The following is a 26,670-nucleotide window of genomic DNA, read 5'->3' as shown; positions in this document are numbered from 1 at the left end:
GTCTTATGTTACTGTTCACTCGCATACAGCTCGCTCCAGTAACCACTTCGCGCATTCATTCCAAATCGACTTCGTCGATGGAATGCGCTCACTCCCGTATCAAGTTCTCACGAAATGCGCAGCTTAGTGCGCATTTCTGTCTGAACAGTAACAGTCTTATTTCTTGATAAGAAGTGACTTTCCTGTCATCTCTTTTGGCTGTTCCTCGCCCATACACTCTATAAGTGTAGGAATGATATCTGCAAGGCATCCATTCTCTCTAAGAGTATAAGCCTCATCATAATTAACAAGGATAAATGGAACAGGATTTGTTGTATGAGCTGTCCAAGGCTCACCTGTCTCATAATCGATCATCATATCAGCGTTACCGTGGTCAGCGCAGATAAACATTGTTCCGTTTGTTGCCTTTACAGCATCAACAATCTTGCCAACACACTCATCAACTGTTTCAATAGCCTTTACAGCAGCAGGAATAACACCTGTATGTCCAACCATATCAGGGTTAGCAAAGTTAGCAATGATAACATCATATTTCTGAGAATTTATAGCATCAAGAATCTTCTCACAAACTTCAGGCGCACTCATCTGAGGCTTAAGGTCGTATGTAGGAACATCCTTAGGGCTGTTAACAAGTACTCTGTCCTCGCCCTCGTTTGGCTGCTCAACACCACCGTTAAAGAAGAATGTAACATGAGCATACTTCTCAGTCTCTGCGATACGTGCCTGCTTCATTCCCTTAGCAGCAAGCCACTCGCCAAATGTGTTGTTAAGAAGAACCTTCTTAAATGCAACTTCCTTATTAGGGATAAGAGGATCATACTCTGTGAAGCATACATATGTAACATCAAGACGCTTTCCTCTGTTAAACTTATCAAACTCATCATCGCAGAAGCAATGTGTGATCTCTCTTGCTCTGTCTGGACGGAAGTTATAGAAAATAATTGAATCTCCATCCTTAACTGTTGCTACAGGAGCACCATTCTTCATGATAACTGTAGGGATAACAAACTCATCTGTCTTGCCATCCTTGTAAGACTGCTCCATGCACTCATGCGCACTGTTTGCCTTGTTGCCTTCACCCTTTGTGATAGCGTTATAAGCAACCTCTACACGGTCATAGTTGTTATCTCTGTCCATTGCATAGTAACGACCTGAAATAGAAGCAATCTGACCAACGCCAAGTTCTTTCATCTTATTCTCAAGCTGAGCCACAAAATCAATTCCGCTTTCAGGTGGAGTATCTCTGCCATCAAGGAAGCAGTGAACAAATACCTTGTCAAGTCCGTTCTTTTTTGCAAGCTCTAAAAGTCCGTAGATATGTGTAATGTGGCTGTGTACACCACCGTCAGAAACAAGACCGTATAAATGAAGAGCTGAATTTTTCTCTTTGCAGTTATTGATAGCTGCTAAAAGACCTTCATTAGTAAAGAAATCACCGTCTTCAATAGATTTTGTGATTCTTGTAAGTTCCTGGTAAACAATACGGCCGGCACCCATATTCATATGTCCAACCTCTGAGTTACCCATCTGTCCGTCAGGAAGACCTACAGCAAGACCTGAAGCATATCCCTTTACAAAAGGATAATCCTTCATAAGACCATCCATTACAGGAGTCTTTGCCATAGCAATAGCATTTCCCTCCGGATTATCATTAAGTCCGTATCCATCAAGGATCAAAAGAACTGTTGGTTTAGAACCTCTCATTATATATATCCTCCATTTCACGTGTAATACGTTAAAAGCAATTATAAAGCTTTGTAATTCCTTGCATAGTATATATCAATTGTTAGCATTTTGACAAGCCATTTACTTAAGAGCAACTTCCTGCTGCGTGCCATTCATGCTTACTATCATTCCAAGTGTCTGAATAGATGTAGAATCATCAGCGCTTATCTGCGTCAGTATCACAAGACTCTCATGCGCTTTAGAATCTATTTCTCCAATATATGATGACAAATCATTTGGCAAAAAAGTAACCGACGAATATCCCAGATTTTTTCCATTAAGCAGAATCTGGAAAAGAAGCTTCTGGTTAATCATATTTACCTTTTTTGAAGAGCCTGATGCATTATAAAGATCAAATCTTAAAACAAGAAGTTTTTTGCCCTTATCAGCATTTACAACATAGCTCTTTGAGCTTTCAGGATAAGTACTTGAAACTGAATAACCCTGATAAGAAAGGAATATATCGTTTACAATTTCCTGCGTCTGGTCCGAAGAAAGAACAATCGCATCACTGCTGACATCAGAAGATATTTTTTCACCGTTATCCGTCTCTGTTTCCTGTACCACTTCAGAATCTGATGAACCGGAAACAGCTGCAGCATCATCCGTCGTTTCCTTCCCATGCTCATCTACAGGCTCATTGCCGGACGCTGCTGTTGATGCAGGCTCCTCGCTCGACATTGCAGTTGAAACAAGTTCTTCACTGGATTCAGCAACCGGCTCAGGTTCTTCAACTTTTACAGGAACTGTAGGCTCTTTCTTCTCTTCCTCTTTTGCTGCTTTTCTCGCCTCATTTTCGCGTTCTTTCTGAACTTCCTTTGCATCTACATATGTCAGTTTTTCTTTGTCATTATTAGAGTATTTCATCAAAAGACCTACTGCAAATTCAACAGTCTTATTATACTCTTCCTCAGAGAGCTCAGGAAATTTTTCTCCACAGCCTGAAAGTGAAAAAACAGTCATAATAACAACAAAAAGTAATACAACTTTTCTAACCCTCATAAAAGCACCCTCATAAATAAACGTCACTCTGTTTCCAGTTCAAAATAAAACTCTACTCCGTTGTCATAATTTATCACCCCATAGGCCTGATTCATGCTTTCCATTATAGCCTTAACAATTGAAAGACCAACACCGCTTCCCCCATACTCTCTGGTCCTGGCCTTATCAACCTTATAAAATTTTTCCCAGATATGTCCAATACTTTCCTTTGGAATTGGATTACCCGTATTAAACACTGAAACTCTGGCATGATTATCAAGCTTAACCACCTTAATCTCAATAATTCTTTCTCCATCAATATGGTTAAGGGCATTACTATAATAATTCTGCAGAACCTCTTCTATCTTAAATTCATCACCCCAGACAAAAATAGGTTCTTCTGCATCAAATTGAATTGTAACTTCTTTCTGTTTCGCCAAAAGTTCAGCAGATTTAATGTAGTTGCGAACCATTTCAACAATATCAAATCTATCCATATTGGCTTTTTCATTTCCAAACTCAAGCTGATTCAAAGTAAGAAGTTTTTTTACCATGATATTCATCTTAGAAGCTTCATCCATGATAACATCACAGTAAAAATTCCTACTTTCAGGGTCATCATTGATACCCTCCCTAAGGCCCTCCGCATAGCCTTGAATGAGAGCAATAGGAGTCTTTAGCTCATGGGATACGTTCGAAAGAAATTCTTTTCTCATTTCATCAATTTCTTCCTTTTGAGCAATATCCTGTTTCAATGCAATATTCGCATTTTTGAGCTCTTTAATTGTCTGCTCAAGTGTCTCAGAAAGCTCATTCATGTTATGTCCAAGGATATCAATCTCGTTATTGTAATTCTCTGAATTCTCATACTTGGCTTCAAAATTCAGATTCTTCATCTCATCAGAAATAAGATATAGACGCTTTATAGGATCAGTTATCTTCTTTGAAATATAGAGGATAACAACAGAACCTACAACTATAGCAATAACTCCTACATACGCCATAAAGGTATTTGAAATTGATACGCTATCTTTTATGCTTTCCATTGTGGAGCGAACAAGGATAAGGTTACCTGCTCCGACAACTCCCCACATTTCAAGATATTTTCTTCCTGTAGCACGGTCTTTTTCAATCTGAAGAGTATATCCTTCGCCAATATCAATAATCTCTTTATCGTCGATATTTTCCGGATTAAGAATATTGTCCCATAATATTTTTGTAAGCTGTTCAGCATTGTTAGCAGAAGATTTTATTGTCAGAGAATCAGCATCAAGAACTATCATTTCAATGTTGTATCGCTCACAAATGTGAGTGATTTCAACATCAAATTCTTCTGAAGTAATATCGCCATCACTTATGGCCTGAGCAATGCTTCTATAAGCCTGGATAATCGCTTCTCTTTTATTTTGAACATAAAATTGTTCCATGAAGAAAAGATTTATAACAAGGCAAAAACCAAACGCCATTATCAAGGTAAAAATAAATGCTGAACTGATTTCAAATCTAATGGAATGAGTTTTGGTTTTATCAATAGGAGCCTCAATTTTCTTCAAATTTATACCCCATTCCCCAAATAGTCTTAATCATATCGCCTTTAGAACCGAGCTTTCCGCGAAGCTTTTTAACATGAGTATCAATAGTACGGGCATCTCCGAAGTAGTCATAATTCCATACATTGTTAAGTATTTTTTCTCTTGAAAGTGCAACGCCCTTATTCTCAAAAAAGAAAGACAAAAGCTCGAACTCCTTATAGCTAAGTTCAATTTCTTTGCCATCAACAAAAACACTATGCGCAACCTTATTCACAACAATACCGCCAAGTTCCATAACCTGGTTATTAGCAGCCTGATTTGTTCGTCTAAGAATAGCCGAAACTCTAGCCGCAAGTATTTTGGGACTAAAAGGTTTTGAAATATATTCGTCTACACCAAGTTCAAAACCAAGGAGCTCATCCCTTTCTTCTGCCTTTGCAGTAAGCATGATGATAGGCACTTTTGAATTTGTTCTTATTTCTCTGCACACTTCCCAGCCATCACGCTTTGGCATCATTACATCCAAAATGATCAGTGCAATATCTTTATCTTCATAAAACATATCCAATGCCTGCTGACCATCGCCTGCTTCAAGAACTATATATCCGTCTTTTATCAAAAAGTCTTTGACGAGCTTTCTCATCCTGCTCTCGTCATCAACAACCAGTATCTTAAGATCATCCATTAATTCTGTCCTCCTAAATCAGTAACTTTCATCCCCCTCATCATACCCTTTAGAATCAGTGATGCCAAGCCTTTTTTCTGCTTCACGCACAGCTTTTTCTCGTTCTTTCAGTTCTTCATCCCAAGCTGAATAACGATTTGTGATATTTCTTTTGTAATTAATGATATTATCATTTTCACTGGTAGAAGCAATTACAAACATTAAGATTACCACAATTATAAGCACTACGTTAAGCACAATTGATAAAATTCCTCTGAACTGAACTTTTTTTTGTGTGGGACGATCTTTTTCAGGTGTAAGTTTTTCAAGAGAGGATTGCCTTGTCATAGGAATCTCAAGCGGTATCGGGATAAGATCTTTTTCCTTATAGCCACTTGATAAAAGCTTTTCTCTTAGATCCGTCAGATATCTCCAGCCGAGTGGAGTTTTAAAAATCCTGCTTTGAATCGCTTTTTCATATAACGTCAACATATCCTCTGCTTTGCTGACTTTAACTCTGGTCTCCAAAACTTTTATTTTTGAAAGATCCAACGAACCTTTTTCAGCATCTTTTTCTGTCAAAAACTCATAGCCGCCAATTATGCACTTTCCTTTATTTTCTTCATTAGACGCCATACTCCGCTCCAAAAGAAACAATAAATACGCTTACACTTCTGGCTTTCAAAGTCCTATTTCTCCAGGTGAGAGGTTTAGGTCTGTTATAGAAATATTTACCGCTCTCGTCACCTGTGTCAACACAAAGTGACCAGTAAGCTCCCTCCGGAGGATTAGGAAGCATAATCTGTATATCCTCCCAGTAAGCATTGATTGCTATATAAACAATATCATCATGATTCTTTTTTTCTATAAATCCGGCATATCTTACGCAGATTACCTTCGAGTCCTTGGTAATGTTACCATTATCAGGATTTTCTGTATGAACGCTTATATGAGGATATCCGCACTTGGATGGCTGTAAATCCTTCCTGATAGCCGGATGTTTTCTTCTAAACTGGATCATATTCCTATAAAAGTCAAAATAGTTTTTATTCTTTTTTAACAGATTCCAGTTAAGCCAGGAAATCTCATTATCCTGGCAATAGGCATTATTATTACCAAACTGCGTATTTCCAAATTCATCTCCGGCATAGACCATTGGAGTGCCACGACTGCACATAAGCACAGTTATAGCGTTTCTCATCATCCTAAACCTAAGATCAAGAATTTTTGGATCTGTAGTCTCGCCTTCAGCGCCACAATTCCAACTCCTGTTATCGTTGGCTCCATCCGTATTGTTCCAGCCATTGTCCTCATTATGCTTGCCATTATATGAATAAAGATCATAAAGAGTAAAACCATCATGACAGGTAATAAAATTAACAGAAGAGTCATATCCAAGATATGAACCGCCATACATATCCATTGAACCTGTAATTCTCTTTACAGCTTCAGGAGCTGCCCATATATCACCCTTTAAATACGATCTTATGTCATCCCTATACTTACCATTCCACTCTGCCCACCTCTTCCACGCAGGGAAATTGCCAACCTGATACATTCCTCCGGCATCCCATGCCTCAGCGATCAGTTTGACATTACCAAGAATCGGGTCATAAGCAAGTCTCTGAATAAGCGGAGGCCTTTCCATCGGAGAACCGTCCTGGTCTCTTCCAAGGATACTTGCAAGATCAAATCTAAAACCATCAACCCTGTATTCAATAGCCCAATATCTAAGGCACTCAACGATAAGCTCCTGCACCATTGGATGATTACAGTTCATAGTATTTCCGCAGCCGCTAAAATTATAATACTGACCATAAGGTGTCAAAAGATAATAGATATTATTATCAAAACCTTTAAATGAAATAAACGGACCATTCTCATTGCCTTCAGCAGTATGGTTGAACACAACATCAAGGATAACCTCAATTCCGTTATCCTTAAGCTCTTTTATCATTCGTTTTAATTCAACGCCTTCTTTGTTGTATTCACTCTCTGACGCATAGCTTGTATTAGGAGCAAAAAAGCTAATTGTGTTATATCCCCAGTAGTCAAGTAAAGTTTTGCCGTTTACAATTCTCTTATCTCTGGTTTCATCAAACTCAAATATAGGCATGAGTTCAACAGCTGTAATACCGAGTTTTCTGAGGTATTCAGTCTTTTCTTTAATGCCTTCAAATGTGCCCCTGCATTTAACACCTGAAGAAGGATCCATAGTAAAACCGCGAACATGCATTTCATAAATCACTGTATCGTTCATCGGTGTACAAAGGCTGTTGGTATCATTCCATTCAAAATTATCTCTTACTATTCTGGCCCTATATGCGCCATCTTTATTGGGATTTTGCCCCCAAATTCTCTGTCCTGATACTGCCTTTGCATATGGATCAAGGAGCAGATGATTTTTATTAAACAAAAGACCTTTATCAGGATCCCATGGACCGTCAACACTATAACAGTATTCTATATTTTCAATATCAAGGCCGAAAACAATCATTGAATATACATTTCCAATCCTGTAACTTTCAGGGAAAGGAAGATGCGCAAAAGGAGTAGACTCCCCTCGTTTATACAAAAGAAGTGTTATTGCAGTTGCTCCCTTTGAATAAGCAGTGAAGTTTACACCATCCGCTAACATCGTAGCGCCATTCATATTGTAAAAGCCCGGTCTGATTCTGAATCCATTGCATTCATCTAAAGCCAGCATTTGTCTGTTGAGATCTGTTTTCCTCAGCTCCCTTACCTGACGCTCGCCTATTTCAACCAGTTTTCTGTTTTGTCTATGACGTCTATACTCATTCATACAAATATTTTACCATATGCTTGTTCAAATTAATCATTTATAAAAATAAAAAAAGATGGAATTTTGTATTTAATATAACAAAATTCCATCTTTTTATTTTTATCTAAATCTCATTTGCGACAAATCACACTGGATATGCACCATTCTTTGTATCTGCGGCTGTAACATCAACCTTTTCCTGCTGTGCAAGACGATACTTAAAGAAATCTGTAGCAACCTGTGGGAACAATGCATAAGAAAGAGTATCCTCATCCTGCTGTTTCCACTGCGCAACTTCTTTCTCAAACTTCTGAAGTCCTGGCTCGAGCTTATCTGCAGGTCTGCATGTGATAACCTCTCTGTCGCCAATGATCTTCTTCTGAACTTCCGGGTTGAATGGCTTAATTGTCTTACCATACTCACCGGCAAGAAGGTCCTTAGTCTGGTCAGTAGCAACCTTGTATCTCTCACCCATAAGTACATTCATAACGGCCTGAGTACCAACGATCTGTGATGATGGTGTAACAAGAGGTGGCTCACCAAAGTCCTTACGAACACGTGGGATTTCCTCAAGAACTGTATCATACTTATCGCTTGCGTTCTGCTCTTTAAGCTGTGAAACCATGTTTGAAAGCATTCCACCAGGAACCTGATACATAAGAGTCTTGATATTAACACCAAGAACCTTAGGGTCCATAAGTCCGCTAGCAAGGCACTCTTCTCTGTATGGTCTGAAGTGATCTGCGATCTTAGCAAGAAGTTTCTGATCAAGACCAGTCTCGAAAGGCTGTCCCTTGAATGCTTCTACCATAACTTCTGTAGCTGGCTGTGATGTTCCAAGTGCAAATGGAGAAATAGCACAGTCAATAATATCAACACCTGCTTCAGCAGCCTTCATGTAAGTCATGCTGGCAACACCTGAAGTGTAATGTGTGTGAAGGTCGATAGGAAGTTTTGTAGCACTCTTAAGTGCCTTAACAAGCTTCTCTGCCTCATAAGGAAGGAGAAGGCCTGCCATATCCTTGATACAAATAGAATCTGCACCCATTGACTCAATGTCTTTTGCAATGTTCATCCAGTATTCTTCTGTATAAGCATCACCAAGTGTATAAGCAAGAGCTATCTGTGCATGACCGCCCTCTTTCTTACAAGCCTTAACTGAAGCCTCAAGGTTTCTAAGATCGTTAAGACAGTCAAAGATTCTGATGATATCAATACCATTTGCAATAGACTTCTGTACGAAATACTCTACTACGTCATCCGGATAATGCTTGTAACCAAGGATATTCTGTCCTCTTAAAAGCATCTGAAGTTTTGTGTTCTTAAAGCCGTCACGGAGTTTTCTAAGTCTCTCCCATGGGTCTTCCTTAAGGAATCTCATGCAAGCGTCAAATGTAGCACCGCCCCAGCACTCTACTGCGTTATATCCAACCTTATCCATTGTATCAATGATAGGCAACATAACCTCTGTAGGCATTCTTGTTGCAATAAGTGACTGATGAGCATCACGCAGAACAGTCTCATTGATACGAACTGGTTTTCTCTCTAATTCTGCCATATCTATTACATCCTTTCTAAGTTATAAAAAGTCTTTTATACACCGAAGACAGCCATGAATGTTCCAGCAACAACGGCTGTACCAATAACACCGGCTACGTTAGGTCCCATAGCATGCATGAGCAGGAAGTTTGAAGGATCATACTCTGCACCAACCTTTTGTGATACACGGGCTGCCATAGGAACAGCAGATACACCTGCTGAGCCGATAAGAGGATTGATCTTACCCTTTGTAACAAAGCAAAGGAGCTTTCCTAAAAGGCATCCGGATGCTGTACCAAATGCGAATGCTATAAGTCCAAGTACTACTATGATAAGAGTTGTTGTGTTAAGGAATGCCTCAGCACTTGTTGTAGCACCAACTGATGTACCAAGAAGGATAACTACAATGTACATAAGTGCATTAGAAGCTGTTTCCTGAAGCTGACGAACAACTCCTGACTCTCTAAAGAGATTTCCCAGCATCAACATACCAATAAGTGGCGCTGTTGTAGGAAGGATCATACTTACTACGATAGTAACAATTATAGGGAAAAGAATCTTCTCAAGCTTTGATACTTCACGAAGCTGAGACATTCTTATTTTTCTCTCTTTATCTGTAGTAAGAGCCTTCATGATAGGTGGCTGGATCATAGGAACCAAAGCCATGTATGAATAAGCAGCAACGGCAATAGGTCCTAAGATTGAAGTCTGATGAAGCTTACTTGCAAGGAAGATTGAAGTAGGACCATCTGCACCACCGATAATTGATACTGCTGCAGCCTGCTGATCATTAAAGCCAAAGAAAATAGCCATGAAATAAGCAGAAAAAATACCAAACTGAGCTCCTGCTCCCATAAGAAAACTGATAGGGTTTGCAATAAGTGGTCCAAAGTCTGTCATCGCTCCAACACCAAGGAATATCAGTGAAGGAAGAATTGCATATTCATCCAGGATATAGAAATAATGCAAAAGTCCGCCGGCTGCTCCACCTACAGGCTCTGCCATAATATCCGGATAGATATTTACAAGAAGCATACCAAATGAAATTGGTACCAAAAGTAAAGGCTCAAATCCCTTAGCTATAGCAAGATACATAAATACAAGAGCAACAACTACCATGATATAGTTACCAGGAGTCATGGTTGTAAATGCAGTTTGCTGCCAGAGATTAGATAATGTATTAACAACGTAATCCATTTTTTATCCTCATTTCTGTTTTAATAAAACAACAATAATATTCTCTGACAATTTAATTAGTTAAGAGTTGCAAGAACAGTTCCTGCCTCAACAGAATCGCCAGCAGCAACATCAACACTTGCTACAGTTCCATCTGCAGGAGCAACCATAGGGATCTCCATCTTCATTGACTCGATAGTTACAACTGTATCACCTTTCTTTACAGCCTGGCCAACATTTGCATTGATCTTAAGTACTTTTCCTGCTGCACCAGCTTCAACCTTGATTGAACCTGCGCCAGCGCTTGCCTTCTTTGCAGGAGCTGCTGGAGCCTTAACTGCAGGAGCTGCAGCTGCTACAGGAGCTGCTCCTGAACCTGCGCCTTCTTCTACTGTTACATCATATACGTTTCCGTTAACGGTTATTGTATAGTTCTTCATTGTGTATACTCCTTATCTTTTCCAATTTTTATTTACTTTTCTGATTGATCTAACCTGGAAGCCATCTGTGCTTGCACTTCCTTCATAAGCTGCAATAGCTGCTGCTATAACTGCAACAAGTTCAGAATCACCAACAAGATCTTCTTTTTCTTCAATCTGGGTGATTGTGTTGTCCATAGCCTCTTTAGCAAGCTCTTTATCATTAACTTTCTTTTTCTTGTTTCCACTAATAAAGATAGGGAACAGAGAAATAATAAGTGAAATGATTATAAGAACTGCGAAAGCCATTCCCATACCAAGAAGTGTATTAAGGCCGGCATTCTCAAGTTTCTCAGCGCTTGACTTATTAACTGTGACACCCATATCAGTAGCCATTGTCTCATTGTTCATATATACCTGGAACAATGCGGAATGCTTTGTGCCCTGAAGTGTAGCATCAATTACAAGCTGCTCATCATCGTTAGTGTAGTAATTAACATCTGAGATATAAAGCTCATCAGCAAGTGTTGCATCACTGGTATAACCTATCTCATCAAGGGCTTTATACCAGCTTGTGTAACCAGACTTTATAGCATTGTAAAAATCTTCATCAACGCCATCAAGTACAGTTCTCTCCATTCCATTTGAAGTTTCAGTTCTAAACTTCATGGCAAGTGCAACATAAAGTTTTTCTTCGAAATTGTCAGGAGTAATTCCGTCCGCGTACCATGCTTCGAAATTCTGATCCTCTAAGTTATTCATGTAAGAAACAATAGAAGACTCGTTGAACATTTCAGCCGGGTACTTGCTGCTGTCGATTGTCTTTGTCTTTGTTTCCTGTCCACAAGCACTCAGACTTAGGAAGCAGCTAAGAACAACTCCCAAAACTAAAAATTTACTCTTCATTTTGAGTGCTCCCTTCATTAAACTGTGCCGTGTTTCTTAGCAGGACGCTCATCCCTCTTTGTAAAAAGCATCTCGAATGCGCCTATAACATACTTTCTTGTATCAGCAGGCTCGATGATTTCATCAACATAGCCTCTTGCAGCAGCACTCTTAACATTATTCTGAAGCTGTGCATAATCAGATGCAGCCTTTGCTACTGTCTCAGCATCTTTTCCATCGCACATGATCCTGGCAGCAAGATTTGCATCCATTGTACCAATCTGTGTATCAGGCCAGCTGATAGTTACATCTGCACCGATTGCCTTAGAGTTCATGATAACGTAAGCACTACCAAAAGCCTTACCAGTTACAAGGTTAACCTTAGGAACTGTAGCATTTGCAAGTGCATAAACAAGCTTTCCGGCAGCTTTTGCTACATGTCTCTCATCACACTTTGATGAGCCAAAGCCTGTTGCATTTGTAAGTGTAAGAACAGGGATATCAAAAGCATCGCAGAAGTTAACGAAATCTGCAGCCTTCTCACAAGCATGTGCAGTAAGCTTGTCTTCAAACTTCTCTGCCTCCTTGCCATTCTCATCGAAAATAGCTGTACGGTTGCCAACAAGACCTACTGTCGCACCATTAAGTCTGATAAATCCTGTAACCATTTCTTTTGCATAATCTCTCTTTGTCTCAAAGAAAAGACCATTATCAGAAACCTGTGCAGCAACAAGTGCAGGATCTGCAGCTGCGCCATCAAGATTCTCGCATGCTCTGTTAAGGTCATCTGTGCATTCCTGATATGAATCACTGTCCTCATTATTTGAAGGAAGGATTGAAACAAGCTCTCTGATCTGAGTGTAGATAGATGCCTCATCTGTTACAACATCAACATTACCTACCTCTGAAGCCTGCCATTTAGCAGCTGATGTATCGCATTTTTCTTTGTAATTTCCTGCAAGTACATTAGGAGAATTAACAAAAAGTTTAGCCTTATCAGCTTCCATGAATGTAAAGTCTGTGATAGAAGGAATAAGTGCAAGCCCTCCACCACATGTACCGAAGATGGCTGTTATCTGTGGAACAACTCCGGAAGCCTCCACCTGCTTAAGATAAATTTCTCCAAATGCATTAAGTGCATCTGTTGCCTCCTGAAGACGAAGTCCTGCTGAATCGATAAGGCCGATCACAGGTGAACCTGTCTTGATTGCCAGTTCATACAGGCGAACAATCTTCTTAGCATGCATCTCGCCAATAGAACCGCCAAGTACTGACGCATCCTGACTATAAACATATACAAGATTGCCATCGATAACACCATATCCGGTAACTACTCCATCAGATGGTGTTTCTTCCTGTTTCAGATTGAAATCTGTGTTTCTGGCTGTCACAAGGCCGCCAATTTCAACGAAACTGTTTTCGTCGAGCAAAGCATTTATTCTTTGACTCGCTTGTGAAGAACTACTCATGTGTTTAACCTCCAATAAATTTTATGTGAATGTGTGCAACTATGTTATTTGATTATTGTGCATTTTTTCACAATCTCAAATCGCATAAACCCGCAACTTAAGTCAGAATATAGTATATCATAAAAAAAACCAAAAAAAAGAGAAAATACATAAAAATTCAGTATTTTCCCTATCTTTTAATAAATTAGATATCCAATTTTACATTTACTTCTTCTTCAGCCTGTGCCTTAAATTCTTCAACCTGAACAGGGCCTATTGTTGGAAGATCATCAAGACTTCTCACTCCGAAGCTTCTAAGGAACTCTTCTGTTGTTCCGAAAAGAAGCGGCCTTCCCGGAGCATCCAATCTGCCAAGTTCCTGAACAAGTCCGAATTCTACAAGTCTGTTAACAGCATGATCACTGTTTACACCTCTGATCTTTTCAACTTCAAGCCTTGTGATTGGCTGCTTGTAAGCTATTATGGAAAGAGTCTCCATAAGTGAGTCAGTCAAAACAGCCTTCTTAGGGGTTTTTGCTATTTTCACCAAGTATTCGTACATCTCTTTCTTGGTACACAGCTGTACAGAATTTTCAAGTTCTATGATTCCTATACCGCTGTCTTTTTTCTCATATTTCCCTTTTAAATACTCAATATATTTCTTTATCTCTTTTGATTCAGTCTCCATCGCCTTAGCTAAAGCACTAATTTCAACAGAATCGCCCATTGTAAAAAGAATAGCCTCTACTATTCCTGCGCCTTCTTCTTTTGTCATAATATCAGCTTGCCTTTCTGGAAGTAATTATTATATCTGCAAAGGTCCCGTCCTGCTGTATCTCAATTTCTCCAAGTTTCATTTCCTCAAGAACTATAAGAAATGTAACGATAACCTCCGTCTTACTATGCTGCTTTTCCAAGAGTTGTCTAAAACTAAAAGTTTTATGTTCTCTAATATATGCCTTGATATAAAGTGTCTTAGCATCCATATCCACAGTTTCTTTCTCAATATTTCCAAACTTACTACGGATTGGATCCACCTTATCTTCCTGCCTTTTAAGCAAGTCCTGAAATATCTCATTAAGTTTTGTGAGAGTTGCGTCACCGATAAGGTCACTAAAATCTATTGGAACCTCGTATTCTTTTACCTCTTTGGGAATATCCTTGTGTCTAAACCAGGACAAGCCTGCATCCATTTGCCTGTCTTTAAGTTCATATGCCATATATTTGTACATTTTATATTCAAGCAGTTTTTCAACAAGCTCAGCTCTTGGATCCTCTTCTTCTCCATCCTCATTGACTTCCTTAGGAAGAAGCATCTTGCATTTGATATCAATAAGAGTTGCTGCCATTACCAAAAATTCACTGGTAACTTCCATATCCTCTTTTTGCATGGCATTGATGTATTCCATGTACTGTTCCGTAATGGTTACAATAGGAATATCATAGATATCTATCTGGTTTTTATCTATCAGGTGCATCAAAAGGTCCATCGGGCCCTCAAAGACCTGAAGTTTAATCTCTAGTGACATAAAATCTCCTCATAAAAACAAATCATATATTCTTGAACATAAAGTTCAAGAATATATCAACCATGCCAAATTGAATCGACTACGTCGATGAGGCATGGTTGACCCTTGTATCACCTTCTCACGAAACCCGCAGCAAGTGCGGGTTTCTGTAATTTCATTTAATAAGTCATGCATTCTTGAATCAACAATTCAAGAATGCATCAAATCCCGCACTTGATGTTTACCACGCAAATTTCTCCGGGATTTAAAAATCTCACATGTACTGTATGAGTTCCAAGTCCTCTTCCCAGGATCATTGTCTTCTCGCCCTTTTTATAAAAGCCTCCATCATATTTCGGAAAAAGAGCTATTGATGGAGAGATAACGCCTCCAAGTATCGGAAGTCTTACGATTCCGCCATGAACATGCCCTGACATTGTAAGATCGGCACCCCAGGATGCATAATTTTCAAAATACTGGGGATTATGCGCAATAAGAAGCTGAAACCTCTCTTTTTCTTTGTCATTAATATTCCCGACAAGCCTTCCCATCAGTGAAGGATCCATTTTTCTTTTTACTACTTTTCTAAAGTACTCAAGATTTAGATCAAGACCTGTGATCCTTATGTTTTTATCTTCAAGCCAAACAGAGTCATTCTCCAAAAAGACAACCCCTTCTTTTTTCAGTCTGCTCCTGTATCTATCATAGAAATTACCAAATTCTTTTGTAAAAAATTTCACCTTATACTCGTGGTTACCATTTGCATAATAGACCTTATACTTGCCGGAAAGATTTCTGATAAGGTCAAATCCGGGCTCGTATTTTATTTTCCCGTCCTTAGCATGGGCTGTAAACATATCTCCGCCGCAAATTATAGCATCAGGATTTATCTCATCAATCGCTTTAATAAGCTTATCATTATTATTCCCAAAAACGTACCCATGAAGATCCGAAAGAAAAACAAACTTAAAATCTTCAGTTACTTTGTTTGACTTTATCTCATAATTTCTCACAACAAAACTGTGCGTGTCATGATAAATTACCAGAACGCATAATATTATCAGCACAATCAGTGCTATTACCAAATATATTGCCATACTTTTTCTTTCTCTCTTAGCATAAACGACATACGATGTTTATTTTATCATAGATAAAACCCAAAGGTCAAAAAACATATTCTCATTAGTATTGCCTACTTATAGTAAAATTCCAACAAAAAAGCCTTTGGCATACGCCAAAGGCTTTTTATTAGATTTAGTTATATTTGCGCTTTCTTGCTGCTTCAGACTTTTTCTTGCGTCTAACGCTAGGCTTCTCGTAGTGTTCTCTCTTACGAATCTCCTGCTGGATACCAGCCTTTGCGCAACTTCTCTTAAAACGACGCAGTGCGCTATCCAAAGTCTCGTTTTCTTTTACTACTACAGTTGACATCTCTACTCTTACCCTCCCTTCAGTCCCTTCAAGTACATGACTGATTGGGTTATTTATTATGCTTATACTGAGCATAATAGCTCACATAACATTATCAATTATAACACAAAAAATATATGCGTCAAGCATTATTTTATCTGATTTGCAAGAACTTTTTCTGCCTCTGTAAGAGCATCCTTAATTCCAGCAGGATTCTTACCACCTGCCTGAGCCATATTAGGACGGCCACCACCGCCTCCTCCTACTATTGGCGCAATTGCTTTTATAAGATTACCTGCATGAGCCCCCTTTGCAATAGCTTCATCTGTAGCCATTGTAATAAGGTTAACCTTGCCATCAGTTTCAGAAATAAGAACTACAACGCCTTCACCAAGTTTTGTCTTCATCTGATCTCCAAGATCACGGAGACCATTCATATCTACACCCTTAACTGATGTAGCAAGAAGCTTAACTCCTGCAACTTCCTTAACCTGATCTGTAACATCACCAAGTGCAGCCTGTGCCTCTTTGCTCTTAAGTGATTCATTCTCACTTCTAAGTGCCTTAAGCTCGTCCTGAAGCTTTTTGATATGCTCAGCAAGATCAGAGGCATTTGCTTTAACAAGCTTTGCTGATGCATTAAGTGTCTGCTCTACATTCAGATAGTAATCTCTTGCGTTGCTTCCGGTAAGTGCTTCAATACGACGTACGCCTGCTGCGACACCGCTCTCTGCTACGATCTTGAAGAGACCGATATGGCTGGTATTAGATACATGTGTACCACCACAAAGTTCAATAGAGAAGTCTCCCATATTTACAACTCTTACTGTATCGCCATACTTTTCACCAAACAGAGCCATAGCTCCTGTCTTCTTGGCCTCTTCCAAAGTCATTTCCTTTGTAACAACTGGAAGTGCTTCCAAAATCTTGGCATTAACTATATCTTCAACTTTCTTGATTTCTTCAGCAGTCATAGCCTGATGATAGCTAAAATCAAATCTTGTCTTGTCAGGATCCTGGTAAGAACCGGCCTGCTCAACACCATCGCCAAGAACTTCCTGAAGAGCTTTCTGAAGAAGGTGTGTAGCTGAATGGTTTCTGCATGTTTTAGCTCTGTTTTCAGCGTCAACGTCCAAAGTCACCTTATCAGATACTTTAAAGCTTCCCTTTACAACAGTTCCAACATGAGCTGTTCTTCCACCGGCAACTTTAACAGTTTCTGATACTTTGAACTTAGCACCATCTTTCCCGGTTATCTCACCGATATCTCCAACCTGGCCACCCATTGTGCCATAGAAAGATGTCTTATCAGTAATGATTGTTCCCTGCTGGCCCTCTGAGAGGCTTTCTGTAAGTGCCTCTGCATCTGCCATAGCAACAACACTACCTTCGCATGAAAGTGAATCATATCCTACAAATTCACACTTAACATCCTCTGCAAGTTCATCAAATAAACCAGCGCCTGTTGTAAGATTTGCAGCGAAATTCTGATTATCTCTGGCTTTCTGCTTCTGCTCTTCCATAGCAGCGGCAAAGCCCTTCTCATCAACAGTAAAGCCCTCTTCCTCTGCGAGCTCTACAGTAAGCTCTACAGGGAATCCAAATGTATCATAAAGGAAGAATGCATCTTTTCCTTCGATTTCTTTCTTTCCTTCAGAAGTTGTCTTATCAAGGATCTTCTTAAACTCTTTCATACCGTTTTCAAGAGTAGATTCAAAACGGTCAATTTCTCTTCCAAGTTCCTGAAGAACGAAGCTGCGATTCTTAACAAGGTTCTCATAGCTCTCAGAATACTCATCAAGATAAATTGAAGCCACTCCAAGAATATGCTCCTTCTTAAGTCCAAGAGCTCTTGCATGTCTGACTGCACGACGTATAAGTCTTCTAAGGATATATCCTGCGCCTGTGTTAGATGGTAAAAGCTTAGCTTCGTCACCAATGAGCATAACAGAAGTACGTGTGTGATCAGCGAGGATTCTCATTGATCTTGTGCTCTTCTCATCAGTATCGTATTTAATTCCGCTCTCTTTTTCTATGTAAGAAATTACAGGAGCATGAAGATCGATCTTATAAACGTCATCAGTACCGTTAAGGAAAGCAAGAATACGCTCAAGTCCCCAACCTGTATCAACGTTCTTCTGAGCAAGTGGTGTAAGATATCCGTCATGGTGTTTCTCATACTGCATGAAAACATCATTACCAATTTCAGTATATTTACCGCAATGGCACCCAGGACCGCAGTTAGGACCGCAATCAGGAATATCCTTTACATAGAACATCTCACTGTCAGGACCGCATGGACCATATTCAAGTCCCCACCAGTTGTCCTCAGCAGGAAGATAATAAATGTTCTCAGGCTTGAAACCTGACTCAATACGGTATTTAGCACCTTCTTCATCTCTTGGTGCATTCTCATCACCTGCAAATACAGTAGCTGCAAGATGATCAGCGTCAAAGCCAAAGAGCTCAGTAAGAAGTTCAAAACTCCACTGGCAACGCTCTTTTTTGAAATAGTCTCCAAGAGACCAGCTTCCCATCATTTCAAAAAATGTTCCATGGCTCTTATCACCAACAGAATCAATATCGTTAGTACGAACACATCCCTGAACATTGCAAAGTCTTGTTCCAAGAGGATGCTTTTTACCTAAAAGATAAGGCATAAGTGGCTGCATTCCTGCAACGTTGAACATAACACCTGTTGAACCGTCAGAAACAAGAGATACAGCACCACAGTCAACGTGGCCTCTTTTAATATAAAAATCTTTCCAAGCTTTTCTAAGCTCGTTAGCAGTATATTGCTTCATAATCAAACAAACTCCTTAAAATGTAAACTTATCAGCGAAATAAGCATCAAGCTCATCGATAGCGATACGCTCCTGCTCCATGCTGTCTCTAAATCTAACTGTAACCTTGTGGTCCTCTTCTGAATCAAAATCGTATGTGATGCAGAATGGTGTTCCGATCTCATCCTGACGACGATATCTCTTACCGATGTTTCCACGATCATCAAACTCGCAGTTATATTTCTTTGAAAGCTGAGCATAAATCTTCTCAGCACCCTCATTGAGTTTCTTTGAAAGAGGAAGAACACCGATCTTAACAGGTGCAATTGCCGGATGGAAGTGAAGAACTGTACGCATATCTGGCTTCTCTTCTGTTCCAATATTCTCTTCATCATATGCTTCGCAAAGGAATGCAAGTGTTACTCTGTCAGCTCCAAGAGAAGGCTCAACTACATATGGGATGTACTTCTCATTAGTCTCATCATCGAAGTATTCCATAGGCTCACCAGATGTCTCCTGATGTCTTGTAAGGTCGTAATCTGTTCTTGAAGCAATGCCCCAAAGCTCGCCCCAATCTGTGAATGGGAATGCATACTCAATATCAGTTGTGTGATCACTATAGAATGAAAGTTCCTCAGGATCATGGTCTCGAAGTCTGATGTGCTCTTTGTCGATACCAAGAGAAAGAAGCCATTCATAACATGTCTTTCTCCAATACTCAAACCATTCTGTCTGTGTACCAGGCTTGCAGAAGAACTCAAGCTCCATCTGCTCAAACTCTCTTGTTCTGAAAGTGAAGTTACCAGGTGTGATCTCATTTCTGAAGCTCTTGCCAATCTGACAGATACCAAAAGGCACTTTTTTACGTGAAGAACGCTGAACATTCTTGAAGTTTACGAAAATACCCTGTGCTGTCTCAGGACGAAGATAAACTGTATCCTTAGCATCTTCTGTTACACCCTGGAATGTCTTGAACATAAGGTTGAACTCTCTGATGCTTGTAAAGTTATGCTTACCACATGTTGGACATGGAACGCTATGCTCTTTAATGAAGTTCTCCATTTCTTCATGGCTCCAGCCATCAACTGAAGATTCAAGAGTAATTCCATTCTCAGAAGCAAAATCTTCTATGATCTTGTCTGCTCTAAATCTTTCATGGCATTCCTTACAATCCATAAGAGGATCAGAAAAGCCTCCTAAATGACCTGATGCAATCCATGTCTTAGGATTCATCAAAATCGCACAATCAACGCCGACGTTGTAAGGGTTCTCCTGTACAAACTTCTGCCACCAAGCCTTTTTTACGTTATTCTTAAGCTCAACACCAAGGTTACCGTAATCCCAGGTATTGGCAAGACCTCCATAAATCTCAGAACCAGGGTAAACAAATCCTCTTCCCTTGGCCAGTGCTATGATCTTTTCCATTGATTTTGCTTTTGCTTCCATGTTCCTCCAATCAATCACAAGCAAGTGATTTTAATATAAAAAAATTATTTTGAAAGAATGAGCTGTATTTCTTCACTTGTTGATGAAGACAAAACAGCTTCTTTTTTTCCTTTTAAAGAAACTCCGTTTGAAGAATATACTATATTGTAAGGTGTAATAAATACCGATCTGTCTTTAGTAATAATAATATGGTTGTCCTTATTATCTTCTAAAGCATCTGAGTTTATCTTAAGGCCATTTTCATCAATAAGATCTGATGATATAGAATAACCTCTGTCAAGCGCATCCTGTACAGTTCCATAATAAAGAACTGTGTTGTTAAACTCGGCATAATCTGTCGGTGTTGCAAATTTTAAGACCATTTTAACAGCATTTCCATCAGATATCTTATCAACTGCATCCAATGTGATCTTTTCAGTAAGTCTTTCTGCGTTGAAAGAAGATATCTCATCCTCTGTCATTTGAGTCAGTTCAGTGACATCATAGTACTCTTCTCCGAAGTCTTCATAAATTGTATTGGTGATCTTCCCATTTTTATCTAGTGCTACAGTTGTAAGCTGTCCTTCATCACTTCCACATCCAAACAGACATGACAGCAACATGAACGCGCTGATAACTCCGACAAATCTTTTCATAATAAACCCGTTCATAGATTTTTCCTCAAAACAAACAAAGTAATTATATCCAAATAGTTTTTCTTTTTCAATAGAACATATTGTTATATCATATTAAGCATTTCAAGACTCTTAAGTGGTCTGTCTATACTATCTCCTATATAGCGACTCGATATTTTTTCAAGTTCTGAAAGAACTTCATCCGTAACCGTGAAAGTATAAAGCTTTTCAAGATTACTTGTCGCAATATAATTCATTGCATACCTGGTGGAATCAAGAAGATTCATATTCTCCGGAATTCCCGGATATTCTCCCTGAGTCTTTAATGTTCTTAGTTCGAATACACATTTTACCAGCTTGTTGGGAATATTGTTTTTCAAAAGAGCTTTCAATGAAACATACAATAGATTTAGGAGTTCTTTATCCTCATTATTCTCTCTCGTATAGAAACTGACAATTTCCAAAAAATAAGAGCCATAACAGGCACTTTCAAAATTCTGTCTGAATCCCTCGAAGTAGTTTTCTATATTTGCTTCAACAATAGTATAGGAATTTCTTCCTTCATACAGCTTAAATGTACCAAAACTAAATGGCTCAACGTTACCGGAAAGCCTGTTTCCAGGCTTTCTGGCATTTCTGGCAAAAGCTGTTATCTTACCTCTTTCAGCTGTAAAAATAGTTGCCACAAGGTCGTAATCGCCTACAGGTGAATGCTTTATTATAATTCCACGTACATAGACAAGTTCTTCCATAAAAATCCTTACTTTTTAAAGCTATTCACATCATATCCAAAACTCTTCATCTGAGTCTTGTCATCTCTCCAGTCTTTTCTGACTTTAACCCATATCTGAAGATTAACCTGACACTGCAAGAGATCCTCAATATCTTTTCTGGCTGCAGTGCCAATTTTTTTTAGCATTGCTCCGCCTTTACCTATAACAATTCCTTTATGAGAATCCTTTTCGCAAATAATGGTCGCATCTATATCTATCATTCCGCTCGATGAATCAATAGCTGCATCCTTAAGCATTGCATCAAGGTCTAAAGCTGCCTGTTTTGGAGGATGATAATGCCTTTTTTTCTTACTCTTTTCCTCTACAGCCTTTTTCTCACGCATCTTCATGCTTTCAATAGTTACTGCTATTCCATGAGGAACCTCATCCTTTAAAAGTCTAAGAGCCTTTTCTCTGATTATTTCAGCTACAATATCACGTTCCGGCTGATCTGTAATTGTATCCTCGTCATAAAATGGAGGTCCCACAGGTAAGAATTCCTTGATGACATTCATCACACCGTCAATATTCTGTCCCTTAAGGGCTGCTACATGAACTATCTTAGAAAAAGACATTTCTTTCTTATAGGCATTTTCAAAAAGCTCAAGCTTTTCAGCCGGAACAGTATCTATCTTATTTATTACAAGGATCACAGGCTTTTTTAATGTCTTTAATTCTTCAATAATTGATCTCTCTACTTCGCCGATATAAGTGCTGGGCTCTACAAGCCAAAGTACCATATCTACTTCTTCTATTGCGCTTTTGGCAACCTTTGACATATATTCGCCAAGAGCATTCTTGGTTTCATTAATGCCCGGCGTATCAAGAAATATCATCTGTGCATCATCATCTGTATAAACAGTCATGATCCTGTTTCTTGTGGTCTGTGGCTTATTGGAAGTTATCGCAATTTTTTGTCCAATAAGATGGTTCATAAGTGTAGACTTCCCTACATTAGGGCGACCAATTAAAGTTATAAAGCCTGTTTTAAAACTATTGTTTATTTCCATTATCATTTCCTTGTGTATTTATCTGGCCTGCCGATGGCTGAGCCTGTGGCTGGGCCTGTCCCTGAGCCTGCATATATGCTCTCATTTTCATTTCGCGCTTCTTTTTTCTGGAAGAAGCATATGCTCTGCAACCAAATATGGCTGCCAAGCATAGGAGCAAAAGAATTATTATCTGAGGGATATGTATCACTATCCATATAAAGAGCTCAACAAGCGCATTGATCACTTCTTTAAAGTTGTATACAAATCCTTCAGCAATTCTCTCGATCACGCCTTTTTTCTCAGCCGGCGTATACTGCTCAACTTCTGAGACATCCATATAAACTGTGCTGTAATCAACCTTGTTGTCATAGGTCCGTAGCTGTGATTCAATACTTTCAAGCTCATACCTTACATCAGAAAGTCTTTCCTCAACCTTTATAATGTCTTCAACTGTCTCAGCCTTTTCAAGTATCTCTAAAAGTCTTTGCTCCTCTGTCTTTAATGCTTTCTTCTTGCTTTCTATATCAACATACTGAAGTGTGACATCATCAACACTAACTGACTTGTTAGTAATGTTGGTTCCCTCTTCAACAGATTCTATAAAAAAATCAAGCTTATCAACCGGAACCCTGATGGTGTAGCTGGCACTTCTGCTTTCTTTGTATGAGGAATAAGTGCTTCCGTTATAGATGCTGCTGTTCTCAATGTAACCACCAAGCTCCTTGGTCTTGTTCTCAACCTGTGCCATTGTCTTATCAAGATCTTCTGTTTCAGTGCTTAAGTTTACGGTTGTAATGAGCTTTCTGTCTGACTTTTCCGGAACCTGAACAGATTCCCCCGGAGCCTCAACAGCCTCTGCATCCATTGTCTCATAAGCGTTGTAGCTCTTAGCATCATACGCAGACTCTGCAACAGATTCTTCTGCATAATTTGAAGCTGTATAACCGCTACCACCGCACGCAGAAAGAACTAATGATAATCCGATTGTACTCCCTAACAACAAAGCTTTCACGCTACACCTTTTCATAACCCAATCCTCCAATTATGCTTTTACAAGCTGCTCAACAACGTTGAACAAACTCCTGCTTTCTTCTATCTTGTCTGCTGTTCCGATTACGCAAACGCAGTTATCTTCCATAAATGCGTCCACATACGCAGCAAGGCTTCTAATAGTCTCTTTGGTTGTTCCCAAAAGTTCCTCACGGTTTTTCTGAATGTTCTCCATTTTTGCGTGACACATATAAGCAGTAAGGCCATAAGTTCCCTTGCCGGAAGGAGTCTTAGGAGTATCAAGGTCAGAAATCGCTCCAATAATATACTGAAGAATAACTCTGTCATCCGCCTCAAAATTCCTAAGATAATCCGAGGCCTTCTCAAATACATCAATACTGTTCTGAAGATTAGGATCTCTATAAGTCACAAATGCGCTGTCACCATTTTTAGCATAACTGCTCATGCACCCGTAAGCACCACCAAGCACTCTGATATTTCTCCAAAGGTAATCGTACCCCATCATTACCTTTAATACTCTAAGAGCTCCGTTGTACTTAAGACCTTTATCCGCGTAATTACCTGCTCTGCACACATACTGAACCTGTCCCGCAGTAACAAATGCCTCATTTTTCTTGGTAGTTGTGATTTCCAAGTTGCCTTTTTGACATTCATCTGTAAAAAGAGCTTTTGCAAACTTAACACTCTCATTTGGAACATTCTCATATTCTTTTTCTGTTCCAGTTATATCTACTAAAAGATTTTCAGGTCTGAAAATAAGTCTGCAAAGCCTATAGAGATGCTCAGATATTTCTTTAGCCCCTTCATCTGTTTCAACCTTTTTCGAAAGCTCCTCAAGGGTTCTGAAGTATCCGATACCACTTACCTGATCAGAAACGAAGGCTGCCGGTGAAACATAGGACATAGCTCTAAGAGCCGCAGTCTGATGTCCTGCAGATGAAAGATCTGATGAAAGTCTTGCATACTGCTCACCAAATATCTCTTTTAATCTCTTTGTATCATCAAACTTAGTGCATGTAAGGATCTCTTTTACCAGTTCAAAAGCGTATAAAAGGTTATCATGGAGCACCTTCACGCTAATCTCAAAGGCAGTTTCGAACTTCTTAACATCAGAAGAATCCGTATAAGTGCTGATAGATCCGCTGATTCCACCTGTTCGTATGTTGATCTCGTTGTAAAGATCTCCATATGTATAGTGTTTAGTATCCATCATGCCAAGCACTTTTTTAAGTACAGCAGCATATGGAAGGTCCTCTGCATCTATATTCTTAAGGTCAAAGACAAATGTCAGATAATCAATTCCATTGGTAAAAATATCATGGAAAAGAATCTTAACACCATCCATTTCTCTTTCTTCAAATTTAAACTGTTCGGCTTCTTTTTTGAGATCTGATAGCTTAAGAAGCGGAATCTTTTTTAGATCCTCAGGATCATCAGGTGTTTCCTGATATTCCTTAAGCTCTTTTGTTTCCCTTACTATTTTCTTTATTTCATCTTTAGACAATGAAGCCTTGTAAACAGCAAGCTTATCTGCAAGCTCCGCATCTTTTTTCTCTGTGAGACCTTTTTCAGGCTCAAGCAAAAGAACTGTCTTGTGAGTGTTATCAAGAAGATACTTAACGATAAGCTTTTCAAAATAATCTCCATCAACTTCTTTTTTCAGTTCAGCAAAAGTATTATTTGCCTCAACGTGTATCCAAGGCAGCTTGTCATCATAAAGCCAGCTATCATAGATCTGAAGTCCATACAAGAGTCCCTTTGGAAATCTTCCAAAATCAGCTTCTCTATACTTAAACTCATCATAGCTAAGGCCTGCCATGAGAGCTTTCTTGTCAATGCCTTCCTTTACCTGCTTTTCAAGGACTTCAACAATAGTTTTTACAAACTCATCCTTCTGAAAGCTGTCTGCATTCTTAGCAATGATTGAAAATACAGGCTGTTTGATGCCATTATCATACTCACTGTAGACATCCTGCCCGATTCCCTTATCAATAAGTGCCTTTTTTATAGGAGCTCCGGGAGCTGAGCAAAGGGCATAATCCAGAATATCAAATGCAATATATGTCTTTCTGTCTAAAGTTGAACCTATGCTGCAGTTATAAGAAAGATATGTATTCTTTAACTCGCTGTCTGATTCAAGGATTGAATATGGTTTTCTAACTTCTTTTGGAGATGTAAATCCTTCCTGCGTGGCAATCTCAGAATCAACTTCAAGGTAATCAAACTTTGAAAGATAGTTTTTATCGATATAATCAAGTTTTTCAGCCATATCCATATTTCCGTACAAATAAATATAGCTGTTTGAAGGATGATAATATTTCCTGTGGAAATCAAGATAATCTTCATAAGTAAGCTCGTAGATATGATCAGGATCTCCGCCTGACTCAAATCCATAAGTAGTGTCAGGATACAGAGAGTTCTGTATTTCTCTTGACAAGACATCATCAGCAGAAGAAAATGCACCCTTCATCTCATTATATACAACACCATTAATTGTAAGATCAGAGGACTCATCCTCCATCTCATAGTGCCAACCTTCCTGCTTAAAAATCTTATCTGTCTTATAAATATTCGGATAAAAAACTGCATCCAGATAAACATGCATCAGATTCTGAAAATCAGCATCATTACAACTTGCAATAGGATACACAGTTTTATCCGGATAAGTCATAGCATTCAAAAATGTATTAAGAGATCCCTTAACAAGCTCTACAAAAGGATCCTTAATAGGAAATTCTCTTGAACCACAAAGAACTGTATGCTCGATAATATGAGCAACCCCCGTAGAATCCTTTGGTGGTGTTCTAAATCCAATAGAAAAAACTTTATTCTCTTCATCATTAGACAAAAGAGCTATTCTTGCCTTTGTCTTCTTGTGGCTAAGAAGATAGCTTTCAGAGTTGAGATCTTCTATTCTTCTCTTTTCAACTATCTCATAAGCGTCCAAATCTTCTATTCTCATATTTTTCCCTTCAAATAATA

The 26,670-nt window shown here is 39.0% G+C and carries 22 protein-coding genes; all 22 read right to left on the bottom strand.

The genetic code is table 11. The annotated features are described in order from the left end of the window. Nucleotides 1–156: 156 nt before the first annotated feature. The 22 genes from gpmI to BM146_RS01395 all read right to left on the bottom strand — a co-directional run bounded on the left by gpmI (nt 157) and on the right by BM146_RS01395 (nt 26,650). On the bottom strand, nt 157–1,704 hold the full coding sequence (gene gpmI, locus BM146_RS01500; RefSeq protein ID WP_074883322.1) for a 2,3-bisphosphoglycerate-independent phosphoglycerate mutase: 1,548 nt from the start codon (nt 1,702–1,704) through the stop codon (nt 157–159). A 102-nt stretch (nt 1,705–1,806) separates the two neighbouring features. After that, nucleotides 1,807–2,727: a hypothetical protein gene (locus BM146_RS01495; RefSeq protein ID WP_074883317.1), complete on the bottom strand. Its 921-nt coding sequence runs from the start codon at nt 2,725–2,727 to the stop codon at nt 1,807–1,809. A 23-nt stretch (nt 2,728–2,750) separates the two neighbouring features. Then, the gene (locus tag BM146_RS01490; protein ID WP_242949318.1) at nt 2,751–4,259 is read right to left on the bottom strand and encodes a sensor histidine kinase; all 1,509 of its coding nucleotides are present in this window, start codon (nt 4,257–4,259) and stop codon (nt 2,751–2,753) included. Then, nucleotides 4,246–4,923, bottom strand: coding sequence for a response regulator transcription factor (locus BM146_RS01485; RefSeq protein ID WP_074883315.1), 678 nt, complete (start codon nt 4,921–4,923; stop codon nt 4,246–4,248). The genes BM146_RS01490 and BM146_RS01485 overlap by 14 nt, the downstream gene beginning before the upstream one ends. 18 nt (nt 4,924–4,941) lie before the next feature. Next, complete coding sequence (locus BM146_RS01480) at nt 4,942–5,538, bottom strand: hypothetical protein (RefSeq protein WP_074883312.1); 597 nt, start codon at nt 5,536–5,538, stop codon at nt 4,942–4,944. Further along, nucleotides 5,528–7,705 carry a glycogen debranching protein GlgX gene (glgX, locus tag BM146_RS01475; RefSeq protein WP_083413354.1) on the bottom strand — a complete coding sequence of 726 codons (2,178 nt, stop codon included), beginning with the start codon at nt 7,703–7,705 and terminating at the stop codon, nt 5,528–5,530. Before glgX ends, BM146_RS01480 begins: the two co-directional genes overlap by 11 nt. 124 nt (nt 7,706–7,829) lie before the next feature. Continuing rightward, nucleotides 7,830–9,242, bottom strand: a complete 1,413-nt coding sequence (locus BM146_RS01470) for an oxaloacetate decarboxylase subunit alpha (protein WP_022773217.1) — start codon at nt 9,240–9,242, stop codon at nt 7,830–7,832. Between the two features lie 35 nt (nt 9,243–9,277). Further along, a complete protein-coding gene (locus BM146_RS01465) occupies nt 9,278–10,420 on the bottom strand; it encodes a sodium ion-translocating decarboxylase subunit beta (RefSeq protein WP_074883310.1) in 1,143 nt (380 codons plus the stop codon). A 56-nt stretch (nt 10,421–10,476) separates the two neighbouring features. Then, a complete protein-coding gene (locus BM146_RS01460) occupies nt 10,477–10,839 on the bottom strand; it encodes a biotin/lipoyl-containing protein (protein ID WP_074883307.1) in 363 nt (120 codons plus the stop codon). 12 nt (nt 10,840–10,851) lie between these two features. Next, complete coding sequence (locus tag BM146_RS01455) at nt 10,852–11,724, bottom strand: OadG family transporter subunit (protein WP_074883304.1); 873 nt, start codon at nt 11,722–11,724, stop codon at nt 10,852–10,854. Between the two features lie 17 nt (nt 11,725–11,741). Beyond that, a complete protein-coding gene (locus BM146_RS01450; RefSeq protein ID WP_074883300.1) occupies nt 11,742–13,172 on the bottom strand; it encodes an acyl-CoA carboxylase subunit beta in 1,431 nt (476 codons plus the stop codon). Between the two features lie 184 nt (nt 13,173–13,356). After that, complete coding sequence (scpB, locus tag BM146_RS01445; protein WP_074883297.1) at nt 13,357–13,926, bottom strand: SMC-Scp complex subunit ScpB; 570 nt, start codon at nt 13,924–13,926, stop codon at nt 13,357–13,359. Between the two features lie 4 nt (nt 13,927–13,930). Continuing rightward, nucleotides 13,931–14,680 (bottom strand): segregation and condensation protein A, encoded by a 750-nt coding sequence (locus BM146_RS01440; protein ID WP_074883294.1) that lies wholly within the window; start codon nt 14,678–14,680, stop codon nt 13,931–13,933. Nucleotides 14,681–14,880: 200 nt separating this feature from the next. After that, nucleotides 14,881–15,756, bottom strand: coding sequence for a metallophosphoesterase (locus tag BM146_RS01435; RefSeq protein ID WP_074883290.1), 876 nt, complete (start codon nt 15,754–15,756; stop codon nt 14,881–14,883). A gap of 157 nt (nt 15,757–15,913) precedes the next feature. Beyond that, nucleotides 15,914–16,090: a 30S ribosomal protein S21 gene (gene rpsU / locus BM146_RS01430; protein ID WP_013280615.1), complete on the bottom strand. Its 177-nt coding sequence runs from the start codon at nt 16,088–16,090 to the stop codon at nt 15,914–15,916. Nucleotides 16,091–16,218: 128 nt separating this feature from the next. Beyond that, nucleotides 16,219–18,873 (bottom strand): alanine--tRNA ligase, encoded by a 2,655-nt coding sequence (gene alaS, locus BM146_RS01425; protein WP_083413352.1) that lies wholly within the window; start codon nt 18,871–18,873, stop codon nt 16,219–16,221. A gap of 15 nt (nt 18,874–18,888) precedes the next feature. Further along, a complete protein-coding gene (locus tag BM146_RS01420; protein WP_022773234.1) occupies nt 18,889–20,298 on the bottom strand; it encodes a glycine--tRNA ligase in 1,410 nt (469 codons plus the stop codon). Nucleotides 20,299–20,342: 44 nt separating this feature from the next. Continuing rightward, a complete protein-coding gene (locus BM146_RS01415) occupies nt 20,343–20,948 on the bottom strand; it encodes a hypothetical protein (RefSeq protein ID WP_074883287.1) in 606 nt (201 codons plus the stop codon). A gap of 68 nt (nt 20,949–21,016) precedes the next feature. Continuing rightward, nucleotides 21,017–21,664 carry a DNA repair protein RecO gene (gene recO / locus BM146_RS01410; RefSeq protein WP_074883284.1) on the bottom strand — a complete coding sequence of 216 codons (648 nt, stop codon included), beginning with the start codon at nt 21,662–21,664 and terminating at the stop codon, nt 21,017–21,019. A gap of 8 nt (nt 21,665–21,672) precedes the next feature. Next, nucleotides 21,673–22,695: a GTPase Era gene (gene era / locus BM146_RS01405; protein WP_074883282.1), complete on the bottom strand. Its 1,023-nt coding sequence runs from the start codon at nt 22,693–22,695 to the stop codon at nt 21,673–21,675. Further along, nucleotides 22,679–23,704 (bottom strand): DUF4349 domain-containing protein, encoded by a 1,026-nt coding sequence (locus tag BM146_RS01400; protein WP_074883279.1) that lies wholly within the window; start codon nt 23,702–23,704, stop codon nt 22,679–22,681. The genes era and BM146_RS01400 overlap by 17 nt, the downstream gene beginning before the upstream one ends. A 15-nt stretch (nt 23,705–23,719) precedes the next feature. Beyond that, entirely contained in the window at nt 23,720–26,650 is a 2,931-nt protein-coding gene (locus tag BM146_RS01395; RefSeq protein ID WP_074883276.1) for an insulinase family protein, read from the bottom strand. Nucleotides 26,651–26,670 lie beyond the last annotated feature (20 nt).

Source organism: Butyrivibrio proteoclasticus, from assembly GCF_900115735.1.
Taxonomy (GTDB): Bacteria; Bacillota; Clostridia; order Lachnospirales; family Lachnospiraceae; genus Butyrivibrio; species Butyrivibrio proteoclasticus_B.
This window is presented reverse-complemented; position numbering and strand designations above follow the sequence as displayed.